This window comes from Streptomyces sp. NPDC056222 (assembly GCF_042264065.1).
Lineage (GTDB): Bacteria > Actinomycetota > Actinomycetes > Streptomycetales > Streptomycetaceae > Streptomyces.
Window position 1 is genome coordinate 1 of record NZ_JBHJTL010000030.1, and the last position, 24,890, is coordinate 24,890.

Consider the following 24,890-nt stretch of genomic DNA (forward strand, 5'->3'; position numbering starts at 1 on the left):
GACGGACTCCGGCACCCGTGGGTGCGACGGGGCGCCGGGGGAGCCCTGCCCTGGACTCCCCGGGCGCGCAGCAGTACGCCGGGTCGACGGGTCGAAGGGGGCCGAGCATGACGATTCTGGAGAACATTCGGGGGCCACAGGACCTCCGGCCGCTCGGCGAGGCCGAGCTCGACGAACTGGCCGAGGAGATCAGGCAGTTCCTGATCCGGGCCGTCGCCAGGACCGGCGGCCATCTGGGCCCCAACCTCGGCGTGGTGGAGCTCACGCTCGCCCTGCACCGGGTCTTCGACTCGCCCGCCGACCGCATCCTGTGGGACACCGGTCACCAGACCTACGTCCACAAACTGCTCACCGGCCGCCAGGACTTCTCCAAGCTGCGCGGCAAGGGCGGACTCTCCGGCTATCCCTCCCGCGAGGAGTCGCCGCACGACGTCATCGAGAACTCGCACGCCTCGACCGTCCTCGGCTGGGCCGACGGCATCGCCAAGGCCAACGAGGTGTCCGGACGCCCGGACCACGTGGTCGCCGTCATCGGCGACGGAGCCCTCACCGGCGGCATGGCCTGGGAGGCGCTCAACAACATCGCCGCCGCCAAGGACCGGCCCCTGATCATCGTCGTCAACGACAACGAGCGCTCCTACGCGCCCACGATCGGTGGCCTCGCCCACCACCTGGCGGCCCTGCGGACCACCGACGACTACGAGCGCTTCCTCGCGTGGGGCAAGGACGTACTCCAGCACACACCGGTCATCGGGCAGCCGCTCTACGGCTCGCTGCACGGCGCCAAGAAGGGGTTCAAGGACGCCTTCGCGCCCCAGGGCCTCTTCGAGGACCTCGGCCTGAAGTACGTCGGCCCCGTCGACGGCCACGACGTCGGAGCCGTCGAGTCCGCGCTGCGTCGCGCCCAGCGCTTCCACGGGCCCGTGCTCGTCCACTGCCTCACCGAGAAGGGCCGCGGCTACGGACCGGCGCTGGAGGACGAGGCCGACCGCTTCCACGCCGTGGGGGCCATGGACCCGCTCACCTGCGAGCCGCTGACCCCGTCCGGCGGCCCGTCCTGGACCTCCGTCTTCGGTGACGCGATCGCCGAGATCGGGGCGGAGCGGCCGGACGTGGTCGCGATCACCGCCGCCATGCTGCACCCCGTCGGCCTGACGAAGTTCGCCGAGCGCTTCCCCGACCGGGTCTGGGACGTCGGCATCGCCGAGCAGCACGCCGTCGTCTCGGCCGCGGGCCTCGCCGCCGGCGGCCTCCACCCGGTCGTCGCCGTCTACGCGACCTTCCTCAACCGTGCCTTCGACCAGCTGCTCATGGACGTGGCCCTGCACAGGTGCGGAGTCACCTTCGTCCTCGACCGGGCCGGCATCACCGGCACGGACGGTGCCTCCCACAACGGCATGTGGGACCTGTCGCTCCTCCAGGTCGTGCCGGGACTGCGGATCGCCGCGCCGCGCGACGCCGAGCAGCTGCGGGTCCAGCTGCGCGAGGCCGTCGAGGTCGACGACGCACCGACCGTGCTGCGGTTCCCCAAGGAGACCGTCGGCGCTCCGGTGCCGGCCGTGGGACGGATCGGCGCCATGGACGTCCTGCTCGCCCCCCGGCCGGACGTCGGCTCGGAGCCGGAGCTCGTCGCCCGGCCGGGCAACGCCGTCCGGCCGGATCTCGGCTCGGAGCCGGATCCCGCCGCGCAGTCGGACGCGGAGGTGCTGCTGGTCGCCGTCGGCGTGATGGCGGAGGTCTGCCTCCACGCCGCAGACCTGCTGGCCGCACGCGGCATCCGGTGCACCGTCGTCGACCCGCGCTGGGTCAAACCGGTCGACGAGGCCCTCGCCCCGCTCGCCGAGCGGCACCGCCTGGTCGCGGTCGTCGAGGACAACAGCCGCACGGGCGGCGTCGGGGCGGCGGTCGGCCAGGCCCTGCGCGACGCGGGCGTCGACGTACCCCTGCGGACGTACGGAATCCCCGAACAGTTCCTCGCGCACGCGAAGCGCGGCGAGGTGCTCGCGGATCTCGGCCTCACCCCGGTGGAGATCGCCGGAGACATCAGCGCGGCACTGACCCGGAAGAAGGGGCGATGACCAAGGAGTTCGACCTCGCGGCGCTGCTCGCCGAACGCGGCGCCGAGCGCTACGAGCTGCACACCCGGTACCTCAACCACCAGCTTCCGCGGATGCTGCACACCATCGGCTTCGACAAGGTCTACGTGCGGGCCGAGGGTGCCCACTTCTGGGACGTCGACGGCGGCGACCACCTCGACATGCTCGCAGGCTTCGGTGTCATGGGCCTCGGCCGGCACCACCCCGTCGTCCGCCAAGCTCTCCACGACGTCCTGGACGCCTCCCTCGCCGACCTCACCCGCTTCGACTGCCAGCCCCTGCCCGGGCTGCTCGCCGAGGAGCTGCTCGCCCACAGTCCGCACCTCGACCGGGTCTTCTTCGGCAACAGCGGCACGGAGGCGGTGGAGACCGCGCTGAAGTTCGCCCGGTACGCCACCGGGAAGCCGAGGGTCCTGTACTGCTCCCACGCCTTCCACGGCCTGACCACCGGTTCCCTCTCGGTCAACGGAGAGGACGGCTTCCGGGACGGCTTCGCCCCGCTGCTGCCCGACACCGCGATCGAGCTGGGGGACCTGGAGGCCCTGGAGCGGGAGCTGCGCAAGGGGGACGTGGCCGCGTTCGTCGTCGAGCCCATTCAGGGCAAGGGGGTGCACGAGGCGCCGCCCGGCTTCCTGCGCGCCGCCCAGGAGCTGCTGCACGCACGCGGCGCGCTGCTGATCGTCGACGAGGTGCAGACGGGGCTCGGCAGGACCGGGGACTTCTACGCGTACCAGCACGAGGAAGGTGTCGAACCGGACCTCGTCTGCGTCGCCAAGGCGCTCTCCGGCGGCTATGTGCCGGTCGGCGCGACGCTCGGCAAGGACTGGATCTTCAAGAAGGTCTACTCGTCCATGGACCGGGTCCTCGTCCACTCGGCCAGCTTCGGTTCGAACGCCCAGGCCATGGCCGCCGGGCTCGCCGTGCTCTCGGTCATGGAGAACGAGGGGACGGTGGCGCATGTGCGCCGGGTGGGCGAGCTGCTGTCCTCGCGCCTGAAGGAGCTCGTCCCGCGCTACGAGCTGCTGAAGGAGATCCGCGGACGCGGGCTGATGATCGGGATCGAGTTCGGGCGGCCGTCCTCGCTCGGGCTGCGCAGCCGGTGGACGATGCTGCAGGCGGCCCGCAAGGGGCTCTTCGCCCAGATGGTCGTCGTCCCGCTCCTCCAGCGGCACCGGATCCTCACCCAGGTCTCGGGCGATCACCTCGAGGTGATCAAACTGATCCCGCCGCTGATCATCGACGAGGAGGACGTGGACCGCTTCGTGACCGCCTTCACGGCCGTGATGGACGACGCCCATGGGGGCGGCGGACTGATGTGGGACTTCGGGAAGACGCTGGTCAAGCAAGCGGTGGCACAGCGCTGATCTTCGGCCTCGCGAGGCTTTTGCCTCTGAGGCAAGAATGTTGCCTCAGAGGAAAGATCCTGGCGGAATGGAGGCATGGAGCACCTCCCCGGGGAGCGGTCCCCGGACCCCGCCGCACCCGATGTCCTGCCGGACGTCGCGCCCCAGCTGCGCGCCCTGCGCCGACGCCGCGGGCTGACCCTGGAGGCCGCCGCCCAGCGGGCCGGTCTCTCCCCGGCCCATCTCTCCCGGCTGGAGACGGGCCGCCGGCAGCCCTCGCTGCCCATGCTGCTCGCCCTCGCCCGCATCTACGGTACGACGGTCGCCGAGCTCCTGGGGGAGGTTCCGCCCGAGCGTGATCCGGTCGTCAGGGCGGGTCGGTCCGAGCCCGTCGAGGCCGACGGCTGGATCTATCGCCAGGCCGGTGGCCCCGGCCGCGCGATGCAGGCGCTCCGGGTCCACGTGCCGTACGCCACCCGGACCGACATCGTGCGCGTCCACCCCGGGGAGGAGTGGCTCCACGTCCTCGAAGGGCAGGTGCGGCTCGCACTCGGCGACACCGTGCACGTACTCGACCCGGGGGACAGCGCGCACTTCGACTCGCTCACCCCGCACCGCATCGGCGCCGCCGGCCGCGGCGGGGCCGAGCTGCTCTTCGTCCACACGCTGATGCAGAGCCCCGCTGCCGAGCTGTGTCTCGGCGACGGAACTCCGTATCCGCGCTGAGCCCTTCGGAAGGGGCCGATATGTCCGAGAAGTCCGCACCCGTCACCGGCGAAGAGCGCGACGGGGGCAAGTTCCCCAAGGGTCTGGTGCTCCGGCTCTTCGCCTATCTGGTGGCCGGGCACCTCTTCGCCGGGTTCCTCTACCTGCTGTTCATGCTCGGCGGGCAGAACCAGTAGGGGGCGGGGTCACGCCTCGACGACGAGTCGCTCGCGCAGCCGCTCCCGCGTCTCGGGAGAGAGCTCGAGGCCGTCCGTGAGGTAGCTCTCGACCGTGCCCCAGGTCTGCTCGATCGTCTCGAACGAGGCCCGCAGGTACTCGACGCGCGCGTCGAAGAGCGGGCTGAGCAGCTCCATCACCTCGGGCGACATGGCGTCCGCGGCGGTGGAGCTGCGGCGCACCTTGTACCGGCGGTGCGGGTCGTTCGACTTCACGTAGTCGGCCTCGATCGCCTCGCGCTCGACACCCACCGCGAGCAGCGAGATGGCGATCGACAGGCCCGCGCGGTCCTTGCCGGCCGCGCAGTGCATCAGCGCCGGAACGCTGTCCTCGGCCATCGCGTGCAGGATGCGGCTGTGCTCAGCGGTCCGCTCGACAATCATCTTCCGGTACGAATCGGACATTCGGCCGGCCGCCTTGCCGTCACCCAGGATGGCGCGGAGCTGCTCCAGCTCGCCCGTGCTGACCAGCTTCCAGAACTCCTTGCCGTCGGCCGGGTCATTGAGCGGTATGTTCACATTTCGTACACCCGGAAGTTCGACGTCCGGGCCCTCGACCTTCCGGTCCGCCTGGTTGCGGAAGTCGAAGATCGTGTGCAGCCCGAGGGTGGAGAGGAAGGCCGCGTCCTCCTCGGTGGCGTGCGCGAGGTGGCCGCTGCGGAAGAGCCGTCCGAATCGCACCGATCCGCCTGTCACGGTCGGCAGGCCGCCCACGTCCCGGAAGTTGCGCACCCCGGTGAGCTCGGGTTCGGTCGACGGGATCTGCGGCAGCTGCTGCGTCACGAGTGCTCCTGAAGGTTGGCTGATCGAGATCGGTTCCTGGGGCAATCATCCCGGGTGGGGTCGGCTCCGCCTACCCCCGGGGTATGGGAATGGGTGTTCTGTCCGAATTGGGCCCTTAGGTATAACGCGCCCTGGTAATAGGGGAGATGGGTTCGGGTGCGTGAGCAGCGTCATAAAAGTGACGGACCGTGCCTGATCGTTCCGGGCGATCTCCCTGCCGGAAAAGGGAATCGGCGCTCCGCCCTCCACGGAGGGTGACCGGAATTCGGCGTGAATATCCCGGCCCTGAATGCGAGAGAAAAACGGTGGCTTGTTCGCGCCGACTCCGCTCGTCTACGGTCACCGTCAATCCGGTCGGACCGCCGAATCCTGCCACCGCCCGGAATCCGCACCCATCCACGTACGGCAGGAGCGGGGGACCCAGGTAAGTACGCCGAACCGGCTCGATCCGGACGGCTTGGGGTTAAGCCGCGTGAGAACGCGGCCGGACATCTCCAGTCCGAACCCGACAGCTCACCTCGCAGGCGACGGAGAGGAATTCGCCATGCCCGCAAAGGGTAAGCACCGCCGTCCCAAGGTCAACCCGATCACGCGCGGATTCGTCGCCGCCGGCACCGGTGGCGCCGTCGTCGCCCTGCCGCTCCTCGGTGCGACCGGAGCCCACGCCGCCGACAAGGGCGCCCCGACCGTGACGCCCGAGCAGGCCGTCGCCGCCGTCGCCGCCGCTCCCGCGAAGGCCCCCGCCGCCGACAAGACCGCCAAGCCGAAGACGTACTCCGTCGTCCGCGGCGACTACCTGTCGAAGATCGCCTCCGAGCACCACCTGGCGGGTGGCTGGAAGAAGCTCTACGAGGACAACCGCCAGGTCGTCGGCGGGAACCCCTCGCTGATCCTTCCCGGCATGAAGCTCACGCTCGGTGCCAAGTCGACGGCGAAGGCGCCCGCGCCCAAGGCCGCTCCGAAGGCCGCCCCGAAGGCCGCACCCAAGGCGGAGAAGTCCTCCACCGGCTCGGGTGAGCGCAGCTCGCGCAGCGCCGACCGCGGCGCGGTCGAGTCCACCCAGGCCTCGACCTCAACGCCGGCGCCGGCCGCTCCCGCGAAGGCCGCGTCCTCCGGCTGGGTCGCCCCGGTCAGCGGCGGCGTCTCCACCCCGTACCGCGCCTCCGGTGCCATGTGGTCCTCCGGCTACCACACCGGTGTCGACTTCATCGCCTCCTCCGGCACCTCGGTCAAGGCCGTCGGCGCGGGCACCGTCTACTCCGCGGGCAACAGCGGCTCGTACGGCAACGAGGTCGTCATCCAGCATGCCGACGGCACGTTCTCGCAGTACGCCCACCTCTCCTCGCTGGGCGTCTCCGCCGGCCAGACCGTCACGGGCGGCCAGGAGATCGGTCTCTCCGGTTCGACCGGCAACTCCACCGGTCCGCACCTGCACTTCGAGATCCGCACCGGACCGAGCTACGGCTCGGACATCGACCCGCTGGCCTACCTGCGCTCGCACGGCGTCAGCATCTGACGTACACCCAGCACCCGAAGGGCCCGGCACGTGTTGTGCCGGGCCTCTTCGCGTTCCGCAGTATTCCGGCTTGGCGGAATCTTGACCGGTGGCGTATCTCACCCGGCGTCAACCCCTCCTTACGGTCGCGTAGGTCACACCCATAAGGGAAAGATGAGCTCCCGTGGCAGACGATTCGAGATCAAGAGACATGGACGTATTCGGGTCGTACGCGGCGATCGGTGACAGCTTCACCGAGGGCGTCGGAGACCCCGGGCCCGATGGGAAGTACGTCGGCTGGGCGGACCGCTTCGCGGTGCTGCTCGCCGACCAGCTGCCGGAGCACGACGCATTCCGTTACGCCAACCTGGCCGTACGCGGCCGCCTCCTCGACCAGATCGTGGAGGAGCAGGTCCCCAGGGCGAAGGAGCTCGCCCCCGACCTCGTGACCTTCTGCGCGGGGGGCAACGACATCATCCGCCCGGGTACCGACCCGGACGATGTCGCGGAGCGCTTCGAGCGCGCCGTCGCGGATCTGACCTCGGCCGTGGGCACGGTCATGGTGACGACCGGCTTCGACACCCGCGACGTACCCGTCCTGCGCCATCTGCGCGGCAAGATCGCCACCTACACGGCCCATGTCCGGGCCGTCGCCGACCGATACGACTGCCCGGTCCTGGACCTGTGGTCGCTCAAGTCGGTGCAGGACAGGCGGGCTTGGGACGGCGACCGGCTGCACCTCTCGCCCGAGGGGCACACCCGGGTCGCGCTGCGCGCCGCCCAGGTCCTCGGCATGGAGGTGCCGGCGGACCCGGACCAGGCGTGGCCGCCGCTGCCGCCGCGGAACACCCTGGACGTGCGCCGCGACGACATCCACTGGGCGAAGGAGTACCTCGTCCCGTGGATCGGGCGGCGGCTGCGGGGTGAGAGCTCGGGGGACCACGTGGAGGCCAAGCGCCCGGACCTCATGCCCCTCTGAGCGCGGCGGGGATCCGTTCCAGGACGCCTCCGGCGAAAACGTCGTACAGCGGCAGCGTCTCCAGATGGACGTAGCCGATGTGGCAGTCGCAGAGGGCGAGAGGGCAGGCGCGGGGCCGCAGCGCGGCGCGGTACGAACCGTCGTACAGGTTGCCGAGCTCGGCCTTCACGAAGTGGCAGCGTCGCACCGTCCCGTCACCGTCCACCGAGATCACCGACTCGCCGGTCCGGCAGGGGAGACCGGCTGAGGGGTGCGGGCGGCGGCTGTACGGGAAGAGGGGGTCGAGGGCGGTCCAGCCATCGGCCTCCTCGTCGGTGTAGGTGTGCCCCTCGGCGGCGTTCACCCAGAGGTACACCTCGGGCGGGAGATCGTCCCTCAGCCGCCGCGCGTGCTCCCGGTGCTCCGGCAGGCCGACGATCCCGACGCTGAAACGCGTGCCCCGGGCGGTCAGTTCGCGGCACTTGGCGAGGAAACGGTCGTACGGTGTCTGCCCCGGGTGGTACGTGCACCAGAGCGCGAGGGTCTCGGGGTCGGCCTCGGCCAGCCAGTCGGTGCGGCAGCTCAGATTCGTCTGGATCGCCACCCGCTCGATGTGGGGGAGGCGCGACAGCTCGGTGAGCGTGCGCCGGTACCAGGACCTGACCAGGCCCTCGCCCCACGGGGTGAAGAGAATCCTCAGCCGGTCGCCGCTCTGCGCGGCCGCCCAGGCGGAGAAGCGCTCCAGCGCGGCGCGGTCGGCACGCAGCTGCTCGTGGCTGTCACGGCGCTTGGCGAAGGGGCAGTAGGGGCAGTCGTAGTCGCACGAGGCGAGCGGGCCCCGGTAGAGGATCGTCAGGTCCATGCCGTCACCTCCGCTACTTCGGCTCGTAGGCGGCCATCGCCGCCCGGACGGCCGGCGAGAACAGTGCGGGACCGAGCGCGTCCGAGTGGGCCAGGCCCTCGGGCGAGAGCCGCAGCAGCCCGGCCGGGGCCGTCGGATCCAGCCAGCCGAGCTCCTCGAACCGGCCCAGTTCGGCCGGGAAGTCCGCGAACGGCGAGGTGCCGAACCGCTCCTCGTAGTCGACCGTGGACATGCCCCGGGCCTGCAGAAGCGACTGGAGCAGATGGCGTCGGCGCGCCTCGTCCGCGTCGACCCACCGGCCCACCTGGGCGCGTGTGAAGTCCCGCGTCCCGGTGTAGGAGTCGATGATCGAGCGGACCTCCCTCATGTCGACGGCGTAGTCGAAGGAGTAGTGCAGCGAGGACGTGTACGAGCGCGCCCCGCAGCCCAGGCCGATCATCCCGTCCGTCTGGCAGGCGTAGTCGTCCGCGCCCTGCGGCGGGGCGTCCGCTCGCCGGAACATCCGCATCGATTCCTGCTGGTACCCCCGCGCCAGCAGATGGTCCCGGCCGTGGCGGTACAGCCGCAGCCGCTGCTCGTCCCACTCCCGGTCCGCGGTGGGCGAGAGCCGGCCGAGGCCGGTGAGCGGGCGGACGTAGAGGGGATAGAGATAGAGCTCCTCGGGCGCCCAGGCGAGCGCCGCGTCGAGGGAACGGGACCAGGACTCCTCGGTCTGGCCGTCGATGCCGTAGATCAGGTCGATGTTCAGTACGGGGACGCCGGTGTCCCGGATGCGGCCGAGCGCGGCCTCGACATCGGCGCGGCGCTGCGGCCGCACGGCGGCGCGGGCCTCGGCCTCGACGAAGCTCTGCACCCCGATGCTGAGCCGGGTGGCGCCCCGGTCGGCCAGGACCGCGAGCCGGTCGGCGGTGGCCGTCGAGGGGGAGGTCTCCACGGAGAGCGGGACGGCCCGCAGATCCGCACCCATCCGCTTCTCCGCGATGTCGCAGAGCCGCTCCAGCTCGCCGGCGGTGAGGAACGTGGGGGTGCCGCCGCCGAAGGCGGCCGTGGCGAAACGGACCGGTCCGGCGTCGCCGAGCGCCTCCCTCACGGCTGTCGCCTGTCGGTCGAGCGCGTCGAGATAGCGGCCGGTCAGCTCGTCCGGGGCGCCGATCCGGGTGAAGAGGTTGCAGAAGCCGCAGCGGACTTCGCAGAACGGTATGTGCGCATAGAGGGAGAGCGTGTCCTTCGGCTCGTCCGCCCACAGCGCCGCTAGGGAGGGCGCGGGGTCGGGGAGCGGCCGGTACGCCGTCTTGTGCGGGTAGGCGTAGACATAGCTCTCGTACGGACGCGGGGCATCGCTCATGCGACCGCCTCCCGCTCCGGGCCGGCCAGGAGGAAGTGGGCGTACGGCACGGTCCAGACGACCTCGTGGCCGAGGCGGTGACCGGTGAAGCCGTCCTCCCCGTATGCCGTGCCGTGGTCGGAGCAGACGATCGCGAAGCAGCTCCGGCGGCTGCTCATGGCGGCGAAGAGCCGGCCGATGTGCCGGTCGACGTACTCCAGCGCCGCCGCGTGCGAGGCCCGGGTGTCCCCGGACTCCCGGGTCGCACCGGGCAGATGGAACCAGTTGGGCTGGTGCAGGGCGGAGACGTTGACGAAGAGGAAGAGGCGCTGCTCGTGCGGGAGCGCGGCGACGATCTCCTCGGCCCGGGTCACCTGGGACTCGAAGGAGGTGGGGGAGGCGACGCCGAAGTCGGGCTCCCAGTGGCTCTCCTGGAAGAGGCCGGGCAGCACCGAGCCGAGGGGGCCCTGGCCGTTGAAGAAGCCGACGCCGCCGACGCAGGCGGTGCGGTAGCCCTCCTTCGCCAGACCGGAGACCAGATCGGGGGTGTCGTGGACGAAGGTGCCGTCGGCGGTGCTCTCACTGCCCGCGAACCGCGCGGCGAAGAGTCTGGGGTGCGGGCCCTGATGGTCCGGGGTCGGCAGGAAGCCCGCGAAGATCGCCTGATGGGAGGCGTAGGTGAAGCTGCCGGGGGCGTGCCGACGCTCCCAGCTGCCGCCGGGGAGGTGCCGGGCCAGGTTCGGGATGCGCCCGGCCGCGGCGAGCTCGTTGGCGACGTCGTACCGGAGGGTGTCGAGCGTCACCAGGAGGAGATCGTGGCTGCCCACGATCTCGTTCATGTCGGGTGCGGGAGGCTGGTTCACACGATGCTCGTTCCTGTGGTGCGACCGGTGCTGCCGGTGGTGCTGTCGGGGCTTCTGCGGAGGAGCGCGGAGACCTGGGCCGCGTAGGTGTCCTGGCCCTCCGCGCCGCTGCCCGGGAGGCCGGTGAGCCCGGGAAGCAGATCGCCGAAGGCATTGACCTCGCCGACGGCGAAGCGTCGCCAGCCGACGGCCGGAAGCAGGTCGACGCCGACGCACTGGGTGCCGGGGAAGGCGTCGGCGGCCCGTTCGCACACGTCGAGGGCGTCCGTCCACCGTCCGCCCGCGCCGGCGACCGCCGCACGCACGGCGCCCAAGTCCCCCCGGGTACCGCCGAGATGGAGATTGGTCATGGGGGAGCGGCTGGTCCGTACGACGGCATGGGTGGCCCGGCCTGCGATCACGACCACGCGCAGATCGGCCACACGGCCGCCCTGCGCCGCCTTCGGCACCCAGCGCTCCATGTGCAGCCCGTCGGGGGCGAGCGCGTCCACGATGGCGGCGACCTCGCGTTCCGTCGTATAGCGGCGCACCCGGAGGGAGTTGAAGAGACGCCCGTCCGGGGCGCGTTCCACGGAGGTGGTGGCCTGCACCCGGCCGGCGCCGTTCGTCTCCACGGCCAGGACTCCCGAGGCGGACGAGCCGTGGGCGAGTTTCACGAACACCCGGCGCAGACCCGATTCCGCCATCAGGGCGCAGACGTCCGACCAGCCCCGTACGGCGGGGGCGTCCGCCCCCGATGTCGGCGAGTCCGGCACCGGGACCCCGGCCTCGCGCAGCCGGGCATGGGCGAGCCGCTTGTCGAACAGCACGGCCAGCTCGGCGGGGTCGTCGACGAGGACCGCCCCGGCCTCGCCCACGCTCCGCGCGAGCTCCGCCGTGGCCGCCGTGAACGACTCGTACCAGCGGCCCGTGCCCTCGACCCGGGTCGGGTCGTCCGTGCCGCGCAGCAGCCGGTCGACCTCCGGCTCCTCGCCGGGCGACTCGAGCCGGACCGTCTCGCCCGGGTGGAACCGTGCCCCGCCCCGCAGGGCGTCGAGCCAGGGCTCGACCCGCACGTCGGGCAGCCCGGCGGCCCGCACCGCGTCGCGGAAGAACGCGACCCGGCGGTTGGCCGGGTTGCCGACGACGACGAGGCGGGGCTGCGCGAGGGGCGGGGAGTGCGTCATTCGGCGACCGCGACGTACCGGTGGACCTCGCCGTCGCCGTCGTCCTCCGGATCCTGCGCGTCGTCGACGTCGACGGTCACGCCGTGCGGGGTGAGGGCGTCGACGATCCGCTCGCTCATCTTCTCCGACAGATAGTGGTGGAAGAGGTCGAGGTGGGTGAGGTGGGTCAACGGCTGCCCCGCGAGCAGCGCCTCGGCCCCCTCGTCGGTGAGCGTGCCCATCGACAGGTCGAGACGGTCGAGCCGGGCGACCACCGGGGCGCTCGCCACGGCGGCGGCGATCTCGTCCTGGATGACGCTGTTGCGCAGCCCGAGATGGCGCAGGGCCGGGAGGCGGGTGCCGGCGAACAGCGGCTCGAGGTCGGCGACCGTGGAGTCACCGCCGTACTCGTCCGTGCCGAGCCACAGGTCCAGCTTCTCCAGCGCGGGCAGGTCGCTCCCGGCGATGCCGCGCACGACCTCGGCACCGAGACCGCCCGACTCCACCACGAGCGTGCGCAGTCCGGAGTGCCGGACCGCCGGGAAGGCGAGCTCCGAACCGCCGCGCACCCCGAACTCCCGCAGGGCGGGGTAGGCCGCGAGCAGCGGCGTCACATCGGACTGCTGGATCCAGCTGATCTCGCAGTCCTCGAAGCCCATGTCACCGAGGAAGAGCGCCTCAAGACCGGGCAGCCGGTCCTTGGCCGCGACAAGGGCGGCGACGATGGCCGCGGACGAGGTCTCGTACGCCTCGTCCCAGCCGCCGACGATCAGCGCGCGGACCCGCTCCGTGTCGACGTCCGCGAGGAAGCGGGCGAAGAACTGCTCCCACTGCTCGTCGTCGGAGTCGCAGTACGTGGGGCCGGAGACGCGCCAGGCCGCGGAAGCGGCGTCCGGCAGTTCGACGACGGTGTCACGATCCGGGAAGTGGAACACGGGCAGGCCGTGGAACTCCTGCAGATATCCCGAAATGGTCATGAGTGCTCCAGACACCGGACGGCGTTGATCGGCTGACGCGAGCAGTTGTACCAAGCGGCACCGACAACTCCGCGCCGGGGGCGGTCGGGGGGCCGTCGTCGGTCGGCACCCCCGACGTCGAACGGGTGGTCGGCACGCGGCGTGTTCACCCCGGAGGGGTGTCAGGACGGGGTCCCGGGGTCGGTGTACCGCAGCAGGGCGCCCACGCCCTCGCGCAGAGTCAGCTCGCTCTCGGGCACGGCGACCAGCTCGGCGCCGGTGCCGACGAGGGCCCGGACGAGGGCCTCGTCGGCGCGTTCCTCGCGCGGGGCCCGTACGCCGAACGAAGACAACTCCGCTTCTGTCAGAGCGAGTTGGGTGGGATGAGGGCCCACCCAGAGCCGCGGTGAGGCCCCGGGCGGCCGGTTCAGGAGCAACGCCGCGACCTGGCCGCGTTGCAGGGCGGCGACGGTGGCGGCCAGCCCCTCCGTCGTGGGCCCGCCGGCGGCGCGCCGACCGATGAAGACCTGCACCAGTTCCCAGTCGTGCGCGGCCATGTGGCCGCGGAAGACGGCGTCGAGCTGAGGCTCCAACAGGGCACGTCCGGTGTCGGTGGGGGTCCGGCCGCCCACGCGAACGACCTTGTCCCGCAGGGAGCGCGGCAGACGGCGGACCAGCACGTTGCCCGCCCACTCGTCCCCGCCGACGACGACGGCGTCGGCATGGGCGTGCCGCGCCTGCTCGTCCAGCCGGTGGCCGAGACGGAGGGAGGTGCGGTGCCAGGTCGCCACCGGGACCCTGCGGTGCAGCCGCTCACCCGGAGTCACGGTGGAGGTGGGCCAGGTGCCGGTCTCCGCCTCCAGCGTCACCCAGCCGTGCGTCTCGGCCGTCGGAAGGCCGCGGTAGTGGACGACCACAGCCATGTAGGGGATCTCCGGAACATGCTGGGTGACCAGGGGCATCGCGTCCGGCAGTGTGCTGTAGCGCGCGGAATCGCGCTCGGGCGGCCTCGGCAGCTCCCCGTCCAGGACGAGCGTGCCGTGGGCGGCGAAGACTGCCTGCCCGTGCACCCCCGGCACCTCCGCGTCGGTACCGACCGCCTCCTCCAGTACGTTCAGCAGTGTCCTGTCCGCGCCCTGACGGGACAGGCTGTCGCGCAATCGCTGCCAGCGCAGCGCGATCGCCCGCTCGGGATGCTCGGCGTCTCGGGAGGTGTCCAGGTACACGGAGGCGTACGGGCCCGGCTCTGCGTAGAGGGGCTCAAGGAAAGACAGCCTCATCGCCGCTCCTCGTCGATGGTCTCCCTACGTTCGATGATGCACCGGCCGCCTCGGGGGCCGTACGCGCGCGTGGCGCCCTTTCCCGCTCCGAGCCGCCGCTAGGGCAAAGGCCGAGCGGACGGCGCCCCGGCGCCGTCCAGGGAGGGGAGGCCGAGCTCGCGGGCCAGCGCGGCGTCGGCCCACTCCAGCATGGCGGCGCGCGAGAGCGACCCGGCGTACGAGGTCATCTGCACCGCGAGCCCGTCCAGGAAGGCCGTCAGCCGCCAGGCCGCCACGGCCGGGTCCGGACAGGGGAACTCGCCGGCCGCCGCACCCTCGGCGATCACCTGTGTCAGGGCGGCCTTCCACTGCTGGTCCAGCGCCCCGGCGACCTCGCGCAGCGCGGGTTCCCGCAGGCAGGCCGCCCAGCCCTCGATCCACAGCCGCCAACCCTTGGCCTGCCCCGTCGGCGCGTACCAGCGGACGGCCGCGCGCAGCCGGCGCAGGGCGGTGGTACGCCGCCCGAGGAGGCGGCGAAGATGCGCGAGGTCGGCCTCGGCGGCGTAGGCGAAGGCCGCGGCGACGAGCTTCTCCTTGGTCGAGAAGTGGTAGAGCACCAGTGCGTTGCTGACGCCGAGCGCGGAGGCCACGTCGGCGATCCTGACGGCCGCCACGCCCCGTTCCTCGATCTGTTCGACGGCGGCCCGGAGCAGTTCCTCCTGCCGTTCGGCCACGCTCAACCGCACTCTTGCCACGTCGGTCAGCCTACACAGCACATGACGCGGGCATGATCGTTTACAGGGGGCGTGGCGCCGCCGCGATCAGGGCCGGCGCTGTCAGCACCAGCGCGTCGGTACCGGCGCCGTCAGTACCAGCCGTACCGCTCGGCGATCTCCGGCAGCCGCTCCTCCACCAGCGCGTGCGCCGCCGCACGGGGCGTACTCCCGTCCGCCTCCGCCCGGTCCAGCATCCGGCCCACCAGGGACCGCATGGCCCGCCGGGTGAACCCGAAGGCCTCGTCCGCGTCCGCCCCGATGTCGCCGAAGAGCGTCCACCACCACCAGGCGTTGGTGCCCGAATTGACGACGACGTCCGGGAGCACCACGACCCCGCGCGCGGCGAGCAGCACCTCCGCCTCGGGGAGGACCGGCATGTTGGCCGCTTCCACGACCCACCGGGCGCGGATCAGCCCCTGTGTCTCGGCGTCGATCGCGTACGAGACGGCCGCCGGGACCAGGACCTCCGCGTCGACCGACAGCCAGGCGTCGCCGGACTCCTCCCGGTCCGCGGGCCGCAGCGCCGAGCGGTCCACCGTCCCGTGCGCGTCGCGCGCCGCGAGCAGCGCCTCGACATCGAGCCCCTCGGGGTTGACGATCGTGCCCTTCACATCGGCGACCGCCACCACGACGAGTCCGGCCCGCTCCAGGAAGCGGGCGGTGGCCCCGCCCATGGTTCCCAACCCCTGGATCGAGACCCGCGTGCCCGCGTACGGCCGCTCGGCACGGTCCAGGGCCACGAGGACCGACTCGGCGACGCCGCAGCCGCCCACGAGCTCGTCGAGCCCGATTCCGTCCACGTCGACCTCGAAGGCGTCGGCGAGCCGCTGCCGGGCCGCCGCCTCGTCCTCCAGGAGGGGGTACACCGCCTGGATCGAGGAGACGAGCCCCGCCTCCGCCGCCGCCCGGTCGATCAGGTCCTGCGTCAGACCCAGATCCTCGCCCGTGGTCCAGAAGCGCTCGATGTACGGCCGCATCGCCCGGAGGTACCGCACCAGTACGCCGTACGCCTCGGGGGAGCGGGGGTCGCAGTCGATGCCGCCCTTGGCGCCGCCCAGCGGGACGTACCGGCTGGTCGGGTCGTAGTGCAGGGCCTCCTTCATGGTCATGCCCCTGGCGAGTCCGGCGACCTCCTCGGCCGTGCACCCCTCGCGCATCCGCAGCCCGCCGCTGGCCACGCCGCGCACCAGCCGGTCGACGACCAGATGGCCGCGGCGGCCGGTCACGTGATCGGTCCAGCCGATGGACAGCAGGGGTGCGGGGCTCATGGGAATACTCCGGAGTTCGGCCAGCGTTACTGAACGGCGATTCAGTATCACCCATTGGCCCGGCCGTAAGCGGCGCGGGTTGCCCATAATGGAACGACACCGACCATCAGGAGGCCTCGTGACCGGCACCGGCTCCGACCACTCGCTGCGGGCCCGCCTGCGCGCCCTGCGGCCCGAGGCCTTCGGCGCCGACCCGGCCGGGGAGCGCTGGGAGCGCATCCGGCGCTCGCCGAACTTCGCGGACGGGGTCTTCCAGAACCCGGTGGCCGCCCGGACCCGGCCCTCCGGTTCCACCGTCGAGTTCGCCAAGATCTACTTCCAGAAGGAAGCGCGGGCGCGCCGCGCCCCCATCGGCACGATCCCCGTGCACCCCACCACCCTGGCCGACCTCGCCAAGCCCCCGGCCTCGGGGCTCCGCCTCACCTGGATGGGGCACTCCAGCGTCCTCGCCGAGATCGACGGCCGGCGGGTGCTCTTCGACCCGGTCTGGGGCGACCGCTGCTCGCCCTACAGCTTCGCCGGACCGAAGCGGCTGCACCCCGTGCCGCTGCCGCTCGCGGCGCTCGGCCCTGTCGACGTCGTCGTGATCTCCCACGATCACTACGACCACCTCGATCTGCCCACGATCAAGGCCCTGGCCTCCACGGACACGGTCTTCGCGGTCCCGCTGGGCGTCGGAGCCCATCTGGAGCGCTGGGGCGTGTCTCCGTCGCGTCTGCGCGAGCTCGACTGGAACGAGTCCACCGAGATCGGCGAGCTCCGGCTCACCGCGACCCCCGCGCGCCACTTCTGCGGCCGGGGTCTGCGCAACACCCAGCACACCCTCTGGGCGTCCTGGGTCGTCTCGGGCCCCGACCACCGGATCTTCCACAGCGGTGACACGGGCTACTTCCCGGGCTTCTCCGAGATCGGTGCCGTACACGGCCCCTTCGACGCGACCATGATCCAGATCGGGGCGTACTCCACCGAGTACTGGCCCGACATCCACATGACGCCCGCCGAGGGCGTGCAGGCGCATCTCGACCTCCAGGGCGGCCGTCCGCACGGCGTGCTGCTGCCGATCCACTGGGGCACCTTCAACCTGGCCCTGCACGCCTGGGCGGAGCCCGGCGAGTGGACGAGCGACGCCGGTGCGGAGGCCGGACAGGCCGTCGCGTCCCCCCGCCCGGGCGAGCCCTTCGAGCCTTCCGGAAAGCTCCCCGCCGACCCGTGGTGGCGAGGCATCTCCGTCCCGATCGCCCGCCCCTGGCGCCGCCCCAAGGGACAGGCTCCGGCCGCGGAGGCCCGCGGAGACCTGGACCTCGCGGGCGAGCGCTGACCCAGGGCGCGCACAAGCCCGACGAACGCCCACGGCTACCGGACTCGGACCGGCTCCGACCCCCGGCAAGGTCCGGGCCGGCCCGGACCGGACCGAGCCCGACCGTCCCCGTCCCCGCCCGGCCGTCGACCGGGCACGACCGGCCCGCACCCGGCCGGTCCGGACCTTGTGGTCCCGGACCACGACCGGCCGGCCCTGATCGGGCCCCGCCGGTCCACGCCGGCCGGGACCCGATCCCCACCAGCCAGAACCGGCCCCCACCGGCCCGGACAGGCCCGCACCCGCCCGGCCCGCGCCCCGGCCGACCGGGACCGATCCCCGTCGGCCCGCACCGCGCCCGACGGGCCGGACCGTAGGACCGTCACTCCTGCCTACGGCGGCGAGCCGCCCCGTCCGGTTCCGTGAGTCGACGCCACCCGGCCCGCGCCGGGACAGAACCCCACCAGGGCACCCAGACCCTCCCCCGGGAACACGAACCACCTCGTTGCGCGCATGCCGCACCGCGCAACCCGATGGCAATTCCCCGTCATTCCGTACAAGTTCGTGAACTCCCCGCGCTGCGTGCCCCGCTTGGCCGTGAACTCTCCATGCCGCCCGGCCTGCGCATTCCGCTTACGCTCGTCGAACCTGCCCAATGCCCACCGGGTACCCCCCTGTTGACGATCGGTCACCTGTTCGTTGCCCGGTGATACGATCATCGCGCTTGCGGGGCGGGGGATGGGCGAAGACGACATCTCCGACCGCGGTGGCCATCCGCGCAATGACCGGCACGGACGGGTCCCGCCGGTCCACCCGCATTGACGGAATTCAGCAGCTGGCCGTCAGTCGCCTGAAGAGAGTCTTATGACGCATTACGCACAGAACCCAGTGCTCTGGGTCCTTCTCGTCGCCGTCATCGGCGCAGTCGCCGTCATTGTCCGCCAGCGCAGGGGGACAAGGGCTCTGCGGGGTGAGATCGAAGAGATCAAGGCCCATTACACCGAGCTGGAGATCAGCTTCTCGAAATCCGTCGAGGTCGAGAAGGAACGTGCCCAGGACGCCACCAAGTCGGTCCTCAAGTCCGCGATGCGGACCCTGCAGGGCCTTGCCGCCGAGCAGCAGTCGGTCATCTCCGGACTGCAGAACAAGTACGGCGAGTCCGTGATTCTCCAGGACCTCCTGGAGATCGACCACACGAACTCGCAGTTCGGCCGGCGTGCTCAGTCCATCGCGGTGTTGTGCGACGGCTGGCTCGGGCGACAGCGTGACGTCGCCTCGGTCTACGACGTGGTCCGCAGCGCCCAGGGCAGGATCCGTCACTTCCGCCGCGTGGAGATCCTTTCGCAGGTCGACTTCGCGATCACCAGTCGCTCCGTCGAACCGGTGGCGCTGGCTCTCGCCGAGCTGCTCGACAACGCCACCAGCTACTCCAGCCCGGACACCGTGGTCGAGATCAACATCCGTACCGTGCCCAAGGGCATCTGCATCGTCGTCGACGACGCCGGTGTCGGTATGAACGACGAGGAGCGGGCCAGGGCCGCGAAACTCCTCTCGAGCGAGCGCGTCTCCGGTGTCTCGGGGCTCGGCAGCCCCCCGCAGTTCGGATTCGCGGTGATCGGTGTGCTCTGCGAGCGCTTCGGCTTCGAGGTGTCCGTGGACTCCAGCTCTCCGTACGGAGGTGTCCGCGCCGTTCTCCTCCTGCCGCACGAGCTGCTCACCAACATGCCGGAGAAGAAGGCACCGACGCCCTCCGTCCCCGCGGTCTCCGCGACGGACCCGAGCGGCCCCGAAGCCGCCGTGGCCGGCTCCTCGACCGCCGACGGACTGCCGAAGCGCCGCCGCAAGCGGCCGATGGCCATCGTCCCGGGCAGCACGACCGCACCCGCGGCGACGCGCTCCGGTGCCGAGACCGCGGCGATCATGGGGGCCTTCCAGCGAGGCACGCAATCCGGCCGGGCCACACGCCCGGACTCCGCGGATCGAACCAGCAGCACACGTGATGCGAGCAGCGAAGGGCATGAGATCTCGTGAACGACGATCTGTCATGGATGCTTGACAGCGCCTTGGAGATACCCGGGGCGCTGCACGCGGTCCTCGTCTCCGCCGACGGTCTGCTGATGGCCCGGACGAAGGACTTCGACAAGGACAACGCGGACACCGTCGCCGCCGCGATGAGCGGCGTGCAGTCGCTCAGCCGCTCGCTCGGGTTCTTCGTCGACGGCGGCCAGCTGCGGTGGCGACAGACGCTGGTCGAGTTCGACGGGGGCTGGGTCTTCCTCATCTCCGCCGGGGAGGGCGCGTACCTCGGTGTCTCGGCCTCGCCGGACGTCGACATGCAGGACATCACCTTCCGGATGCAGCAGCTCGTCGGCCAGTTGGGCAAGGCCCTGACGACACCGCCGCGCGAGAACCTCGGCGTCCGCTCATGAGCGGCTTCGGAGAGCTGGAGCCCGAGGCCGCGGAATTAGTGCGTCCGTACGTCATCACCAAGGGACGCGGCCTGCCCGACGAGCAGCAGCTGTCCCTGATCACCCTGGTCACCGCGGCAGGCGACGAGGAGCAGCGTCCGACGCGGCTGTCTCCCGAGGAGCAGGGCCTGTTGGACCTGTGCACCGCCGGCTATCTCTCGGTCGCCGAGATCGCGGGGCACACGCGGCTGCCCATGGGTGTGGTGAAGATCCTTCTCTCCGCGCTCACCGAGGGCGGCTACCTCATCACCCGCCCGCCCGTGCAGCGTGCCGCGCTCGCGGACCGAGACATCCTCGAGGAGGTGCTGAATGGACTACGCACCAAGTTTGGGTGAGCAGGCGTACGTCCGCGGCGGAGCGACGCAGATCGCGGTGAAGATCCTCGTCGTCGGTCACTTCGCCGTCGGCAAGACCACCTTCATCGGTGCGATCTCGGAGATCCCTCCGCTGTCCACCGAGGAGACGATGACGCGCGCGGGCGAGTCGTTCGACGACCTCAAGGGCGTCCGGAGCAAGACCACCACCACGGTGGCCATGGACTTCGGCCGACTGACCATCAGCGACCGTGTCGTGCTGTATCTCTTCGGAACGCCCGGCCAGCAGCGTTTCGTGCAGATGTGGGAGGACATGGCGCGCGGCGCGCTCGGAGCGCTGGTGCTGGTCGACCCCGAGCGGCTGGCGGACTCCTTCGCCGTGATCGACCTGATCGAGCAGTACGGTCTCGACTACGCGATCGCAGTCAACCGATTCGACGGCACGGCGGATCGAGAGGTACGGGCGCTGCGCGAAGCGCTCGACCTGCTCGACGACACCCCGGTCGTCACCTGCGACGCGCGCGACGAGCAGTCGTCCGCCGACGCGCTGATCACACTCGTCCGGCATCTGCTGGACCGCGCTCACTAGGAAGCAGACATGGACGCTCAACCCACGGCCGCCCCCGTCCCCCCGCCGGGGTGCCCCGCCCACAGCGTCGGCGGCCGGGTGCCGCTGTACGGGCCGGAGTTCGCGGCCGATCCGCAGGCGTACTACTCCTATCTGCGGCACTTCGGCCCGACCGCACCCGTGGAGCTCGCTCCGGGGGTGGAGGCCACGCTCGTCACCGATTACGCGACGGCGCTCCAACTGCTGCAGGACTCCGGCTCCTTCCGCAAGGACGCACGCCGCTGGCGGGACCTCGCCGAAGGGCTGATCAGCCCGGACAACCCGGTCGTGCCCGCGCTGGCGTACCGGCCCAACAGCATGTTCAGCGACGGGGCCGAGCACCTGCGGCTGCGCCAGGCGATCACGGACAGCATGGCCCGCGTCGACGCGCGCAAGCTGACCCGGACCATCGAGCAGGTCTCCGAGTACCTCATCTCGCAGTTCGGCGCGCGTGGCTCCGCCGACCTGCTCGGTGACTACGCCAGGCAGCTGCCGCTGTTCGTGTTCAACGAACTCTTCGGCTGCCCCGCCGACATCGGTGACCGGGTGCTGTTCGGCATCACCGGCATGTTCGACGGCATCAACGCCGAACGGGCGGTCGAGGTCCTGTTCGGCGCCGTCGGTGAGCTGGTGGCGCTCAAGCGTGCCAGGCCTGGCGAGGACGTCACCTCGTGGCTGATGCAGCATCAGGCGAAGCTGACCGACGAGGAGATGATCCATCAGGTCGCCCTGCTCCTGGGTGCCGGCACCGACCCCCTGGGCAACCTCATCGGCAACACCCTTCACCGGCTGCTCACTCACGACCGGTACGCCGACGGCGGCGGCCTGATCGACGAGGCCCTCGACGACACCCTGTGGGACAACCCGCCGATGGCCAACTACGCGGCTCACTACCCGGCGGCCGACATGGAGTTCGCCGGTCACAAGTTCCGGGCGGGCGATCTCGTGATGGTCAGTTTCGCGGCCGCCAACTCGGGGCCGAAGCTGTCCGCCGCACGCCAGGCCGGCAGCAACCGGTCCCACCTGGCATGGAGCGCGGGCCCCCACGCCTGCCCGTCCAAGGAGCCTGCCCGGCAGATCACCGTCACCGCCATCGAGAGCCTGCTCAACCAGCTCCCCGACGTCGAACTGTCCGTGCCGGAGGACAGCCTCGTCTGGCGCCCTGGCCCGTTCAACCGGGGACTCACCACGCTGCCCGCGCGGTTCACCGCGGTCGAGACCGTGCGCCGGACCGGCGCGCAGGCACGTCCGGAGGCGTCCGCGCAACCGCAGCCGCCCGAGGCGGGCCGCAAGCGCGAACGCGGGGGAATGTGGAGCCAGTTCCTCAACTGGCTGGCGAAGTGACAGACGCAACTCCCCCTGGCTTTCCCGCCACCGCATGAACGATCAGCCATGGGGGTAGTGAGCACCGCGTTGTTCTGGCGTGCTTACGAGGCTAAGGAGGTGTCGTGGAGCACATATCCACCGACGCCGGTTTCATGCGAGGTCCCCTCGACTTCGGCCCCCTCGATACCCGCCCATCCGGGCGGGTATCTTCTTGGGTGCTCAGGCGCAATACGGAGACGCTCGGCGGTCACGCGGCGAGACAGGTCCTGCGGCTGTGCGAGGCCGTGGGGTTGAGCGGGGCCGACTCCACGGAGTACGCCCGGACGCTGCTCACCGTGCTGGGCCCCGCCGCCGAGCGGCCGCTCGACCTGCCGCCCGAGCAGTCCTTCCTCTCCGACGACCACACGCCGGTGGAGTTCTCGCTCGCTTTCGTCCCGGACGCGGACCCGACGCTGCGGGTGCTGCTGGAGCCTGGGTACGGCGCCGGCAGCCTGGCGGAGAACGGGCGCGTCGGACTGCGGGTGGTCCGTGAGATGGCGCGGCGATGGGGATTCGACACCAGGCGGCTGGACGAGCTCGAGGACCTGTTCTTCCCTCCCGAGCCCGAAGGTCCGCTGGCGCTCTGGTGCGCGCTGGAGCTGGTCCCCGGCGGGGTCCCCAGGGCCAAGGTGTATCTGAACCCCGCGGCGTCCGGGCAGGAACGTTCCGCCGACACGGTGCGTGAGGCGCTGCGCCGGCTCGGCCACCGCCGGGCGTTCGCGGCGCTGCCCGAGGGCGATCGCCATCTGTTCTTCGCCCTGGATCTGGGCGACTGGGAAGAACCCCGGGTGAAGGTCTACCTCGTGCACCAGGACTTGTCGGCAGCGGACGCGGCCGGACTGTCCCGCGTGGACGGCGGCCCGCGACGGAAGGAGATCAAGCGGTTCTTCCGCACGGCGGCAGGACACGACATCGACGTCGACGGCTTCGATCACCCGGATGTGCCACTCGACCGCAGGCCGGGCCTGAGCTGCCACGCCTTCACCGAGAGCCGGACCGGCCTGCCGAGCGGGTTCACCCTGCACATCCCGGTCCGCGACTACGCCCGCCACGACGGTGAGGCCCTCGACCGGGCGGTGGCCGTGCTCCGCCGCCACGGCATGGACCCGGCTCCGCTCGTCCGGGCACTGTCCGCCGTCACTTCGCGCCGGCTTCAGGACGGCGTGGGGCTCATCGCGTACCTGGGCCTCGTCCATCAGCAGGGCCGGGCGCCGCGGATGAACGCGTACATCTCCTCGGAGGCGTACGAGGTGAGGCCGCCGGCCACCGTGGCCGTACCGGCTCCCCGGCCGGAAGCCGTCCACTCATGAGGTTCCTCGCCCGGGGTCAGGCGTCCTGCAACTCGCGCAGCTCCCGCAGGTAGGGGCCGACGTCCACCTGGATCGAGGAACCCTCGGACCGCCCGTAGCGCTCCTCGATACCACTCAGGTACGTGCTGATCTCCTTGCGCATGACATCCGCGGACGGCAGGGCGACGTCGCCGTCGACGATCCGCGCCACCCACTGGGCCTGGGCCTCCACGAGGCGCGTGATCGAGCCCACGGGACGTATCAGACCGACGAAGTGCAGGCCGGGCCGGTCGGGGGCGACCACCCGCTTGTACAGCTCGACGGCGCCCTGCCGGGGATCCGCAGGGCATCCGGCGGGAAGGAAGGGGAAGGCCATACGGAAGCCGGTGCAGTAGACGATCGCGTCCGCCTCCACCGTGGTTCCGTCGGTGAAGGTCACGGTGCTGCCGTCCAGGGAAGCGATCGCGGGCCTCGGGATCACCCCGCCGTGCCGTATTCGGCTGAGGATCTCGTCCGAGATGGTCACGGCCGAGGAGAAGACGGGGTGGTCGGGCTCGGGGAGGCCGTAGTCCGACAGCTTGCCCCGCGCCACGAACAGGGCCTGCTCGACGAAGTGCCGCCGCTCGTCGAAGGGCATGTCGTTGAACCACGACGCGTCGGCGATCAGGTCCACGGACATGCCGAAGAGCTGCTTGGGCACGATGTGCAGCCCCCTGCGGACGGAGAGCACGGTCTGCTCGGCGTGCCGGGAGAGGTCCGTGGCGATGTCCACGCCGGACGCCCCCATCCCGACCACGACCACGCGCTGCCCGGCGAAGTCGCTGCCGTCGCCGTAGTCCATCGAGTGGAGAATCGTTCCGGCGAAGGAGCCGGAACCGGGAGGCAGTGAATCCGGCAGCGCCGCCACCGTGTTGTGGCCCGAGGCGACGATCACGTGCTCGAAGCGCCGTTCCGTCACCTCTCCGTGCGCGTCGCGACTGACGACCGTCCAGCCGCCGTCCGCGTCCTGCCGTACGGAGACCACTTCCGTACGCAGCTCGATGCGGGGCAGGAGTCCGGCCCACTCCGCGAAGGCCCGCAGATAGGCGGCGACGTCGCTGTGCCTGGGGTAGAGGGGCAGCTCGTCCGGCATCGGGAAGTCCGAGTAGCCGGTGAGCTGTTTGGCGGTGTTCAGATGCAGCGACGCATAGGCCGGGCCCCGTTCGCCGGCCCCGGGCCGACGCCAGATCCCTCCGACGTCCGGTGACTTCTCCAGGCACGCGAAGTCGATTCCCCTGGCCGCGAGCGCGTGTGCGGTCGCCAGCCCGGACAGGCCCGCGCCGATGACACACACGGTCGCCGCAGTGGGCACGGCATGTGACAGGCCCAAGGAACCCTCCACAGAACACCATCCGTCCTCGCACCGGACGTTGACCGCGACCGGTGCATCAGCCTTCTCCGCGCAGGAGCCCGGGGCCTCACGATACCGATCAAGCTCCCCG

At 71.3% G+C, this 24,890-nt stretch carries 23 protein-coding genes and 1 riboswitch; of the genes, 13 read left to right on the top strand and 10 right to left on the bottom strand.

The annotated features are described in order from the left end of the window. Positions 1-107: 107 nt before the first annotated feature. From dxs to ACFC0D_RS16520, 4 genes are all read left to right on the top strand, one after another. On the top strand, positions 108-2,078 hold the full coding sequence (dxs, locus tag ACFC0D_RS16505; protein WP_376435684.1) for a 1-deoxy-D-xylulose-5-phosphate synthase: 1,971 nt from the start codon (positions 108-110) through the stop codon (positions 2,076-2,078). Then, a complete protein-coding gene (locus tag ACFC0D_RS16510) occupies positions 2,075-3,460 on the top strand; it encodes an aspartate aminotransferase family protein (RefSeq protein WP_376435687.1) in 1,386 nt (461 codons plus the stop codon). The genes dxs and ACFC0D_RS16510 overlap by 4 nt, the downstream gene beginning before the upstream one ends. Positions 3,461-3,535: 75 nt before the next feature. Beyond that, positions 3,536-4,165 carry an XRE family transcriptional regulator gene (locus tag ACFC0D_RS16515; RefSeq protein WP_376435689.1) on the top strand — a complete coding sequence of 210 codons (630 nt, stop codon included), beginning with the start codon at positions 3,536-3,538 and terminating at the stop codon, positions 4,163-4,165. A gap of 20 nt (positions 4,166-4,185) precedes the next feature. Beyond that, on the top strand, positions 4,186-4,341 hold the full coding sequence (locus ACFC0D_RS16520) for a DUF6126 family protein (RefSeq protein ID WP_376435691.1): 156 nt from the start codon (positions 4,186-4,188) through the stop codon (positions 4,339-4,341). Between the two features lie 9 nt (positions 4,342-4,350). Here ACFC0D_RS16520 and ACFC0D_RS16525 read toward each other — a convergent pair whose 3' ends face one another. After that, positions 4,351-5,163, bottom strand: a complete 813-nt coding sequence (locus ACFC0D_RS16525) for a tyrosine-protein phosphatase (protein ID WP_376435694.1) — start codon at positions 5,161-5,163, stop codon at positions 4,351-4,353. Positions 5,164-5,529: 366 nt separating this feature from the next. Continuing rightward, positions 5,530-5,703, top strand: a riboswitch (cyclic di-AMP (ydaO/yuaA leader). Positions 5,704-5,707: 4 nt separating this feature from the next. Between ACFC0D_RS16525 and ACFC0D_RS16530 the strand changes: the two genes are divergently transcribed. Continuing rightward, positions 5,708-6,679: a peptidoglycan DD-metalloendopeptidase family protein gene (locus ACFC0D_RS16530; RefSeq protein ID WP_376435697.1), complete on the top strand. Its 972-nt coding sequence runs from the start codon at positions 5,708-5,710 to the stop codon at positions 6,677-6,679. Between the two features lie 163 nt (positions 6,680-6,842). After that, complete coding sequence (locus ACFC0D_RS16535) at positions 6,843-7,637, top strand: SGNH/GDSL hydrolase family protein (protein ID WP_376435700.1); 795 nt, start codon at positions 6,843-6,845, stop codon at positions 7,635-7,637. On the opposite strand, the gene ACFC0D_RS16540 is transcribed toward ACFC0D_RS16535, so the two are convergent. From ACFC0D_RS16540 to ACFC0D_RS16575, 8 genes are all read right to left on the bottom strand, one after another. Continuing rightward, on the bottom strand, positions 7,624-8,478 hold the full coding sequence (locus ACFC0D_RS16540; protein WP_376435702.1) for an STM4011 family radical SAM protein: 855 nt from the start codon (positions 8,476-8,478) through the stop codon (positions 7,624-7,626). The genes ACFC0D_RS16535 and ACFC0D_RS16540 overlap by 14 nt on opposite strands. A gap of 13 nt (positions 8,479-8,491) precedes the next feature. Next, a complete protein-coding gene (locus ACFC0D_RS16545; protein ID WP_376435704.1) occupies positions 8,492-9,823 on the bottom strand; it encodes an STM4012 family radical SAM protein in 1,332 nt (443 codons plus the stop codon). Beyond that, positions 9,820-10,641: an STM4013/SEN3800 family hydrolase gene (locus tag ACFC0D_RS16550; RefSeq protein ID WP_376435868.1), complete on the bottom strand. Its 822-nt coding sequence runs from the start codon at positions 10,639-10,641 to the stop codon at positions 9,820-9,822. Before ACFC0D_RS16550 ends, ACFC0D_RS16545 begins: the two co-directional genes overlap by 4 nt. Positions 10,642-10,661: 20 nt before the next feature. Further along, complete coding sequence (locus ACFC0D_RS16555) at positions 10,662-11,831, bottom strand: STM4014 family protein (protein WP_376435707.1); 1,170 nt, start codon at positions 11,829-11,831, stop codon at positions 10,662-10,664. Continuing rightward, positions 11,828-12,787: an STM4015 family protein gene (locus ACFC0D_RS16560; protein WP_376435710.1), complete on the bottom strand. Its 960-nt coding sequence runs from the start codon at positions 12,785-12,787 to the stop codon at positions 11,828-11,830. Before ACFC0D_RS16560 ends, ACFC0D_RS16555 begins: the two co-directional genes overlap by 4 nt. Positions 12,788-12,948: 161 nt before the next feature. Then, positions 12,949-14,046: a hypothetical protein gene (locus tag ACFC0D_RS16565; protein ID WP_376435713.1), complete on the bottom strand. Its 1,098-nt coding sequence runs from the start codon at positions 14,044-14,046 to the stop codon at positions 12,949-12,951. A 98-nt stretch (positions 14,047-14,144) separates the two neighbouring features. Continuing rightward, a complete protein-coding gene (locus ACFC0D_RS16570; protein ID WP_376435716.1) occupies positions 14,145-14,780 on the bottom strand; it encodes a TetR/AcrR family transcriptional regulator in 636 nt (211 codons plus the stop codon). 110 nt (positions 14,781-14,890) lie between these two features. Beyond that, positions 14,891-16,069: a Glu/Leu/Phe/Val dehydrogenase dimerization domain-containing protein gene (locus ACFC0D_RS16575; protein WP_376435718.1), complete on the bottom strand. Its 1,179-nt coding sequence runs from the start codon at positions 16,067-16,069 to the stop codon at positions 14,891-14,893. A gap of 88 nt (positions 16,070-16,157) precedes the next feature. Here ACFC0D_RS16575 and ACFC0D_RS16580 point away from each other — a divergent pair, with 88 nt between their 5' ends. The 7 genes from ACFC0D_RS16580 to ACFC0D_RS16610 all read left to right on the top strand — a co-directional run bounded on the left by ACFC0D_RS16580 (position 16,158) and on the right by ACFC0D_RS16610 (position 23,430). Beyond that, positions 16,158-17,387, top strand: a complete 1,230-nt coding sequence (locus ACFC0D_RS16580) for an MBL fold metallo-hydrolase (RefSeq protein ID WP_376435720.1) — start codon at positions 16,158-16,160, stop codon at positions 17,385-17,387. Between the two features lie 843 nt (positions 17,388-18,230). Then, positions 18,231-19,397 (top strand): ATP-binding protein, encoded by a 1,167-nt coding sequence (locus ACFC0D_RS16585; protein WP_376435724.1) that lies wholly within the window; start codon positions 18,231-18,233, stop codon positions 19,395-19,397. Then, positions 19,394-19,795: a roadblock/LC7 domain-containing protein gene (locus tag ACFC0D_RS16590; protein WP_329113631.1), complete on the top strand. Its 402-nt coding sequence runs from the start codon at positions 19,394-19,396 to the stop codon at positions 19,793-19,795. Before ACFC0D_RS16585 ends, ACFC0D_RS16590 begins: the two co-directional genes overlap by 4 nt. Further along, positions 19,792-20,169 (top strand): DUF742 domain-containing protein, encoded by a 378-nt coding sequence (locus ACFC0D_RS16595; RefSeq protein WP_376435728.1) that lies wholly within the window; start codon positions 19,792-19,794, stop codon positions 20,167-20,169. Before ACFC0D_RS16590 ends, ACFC0D_RS16595 begins: the two co-directional genes overlap by 4 nt. Next, complete coding sequence (locus ACFC0D_RS16600; RefSeq protein WP_329113627.1) at positions 20,144-20,737, top strand: ATP/GTP-binding protein; 594 nt, start codon at positions 20,144-20,146, stop codon at positions 20,735-20,737. The genes ACFC0D_RS16595 and ACFC0D_RS16600 overlap by 26 nt, the downstream gene beginning before the upstream one ends. Positions 20,738-20,746: 9 nt before the next feature. Then, positions 20,747-22,099 (top strand): cytochrome P450, encoded by a 1,353-nt coding sequence (locus ACFC0D_RS16605; protein WP_376435730.1) that lies wholly within the window; start codon positions 20,747-20,749, stop codon positions 22,097-22,099. Positions 22,100-22,296: 197 nt separating this feature from the next. Next, positions 22,297-23,430: a tryptophan dimethylallyltransferase family protein gene (locus ACFC0D_RS16610; protein WP_376435733.1), complete on the top strand. Its 1,134-nt coding sequence runs from the start codon at positions 22,297-22,299 to the stop codon at positions 23,428-23,430. Positions 23,431-23,446: 16 nt separating this feature from the next. Here ACFC0D_RS16610 and ACFC0D_RS16615 read toward each other — a convergent pair whose 3' ends face one another. After that, complete coding sequence (locus ACFC0D_RS16615) at positions 23,447-24,778, bottom strand: flavin-containing monooxygenase (RefSeq protein ID WP_376435736.1); 1,332 nt, start codon at positions 24,776-24,778, stop codon at positions 23,447-23,449. Positions 24,779-24,890 lie beyond the last annotated feature (112 nt).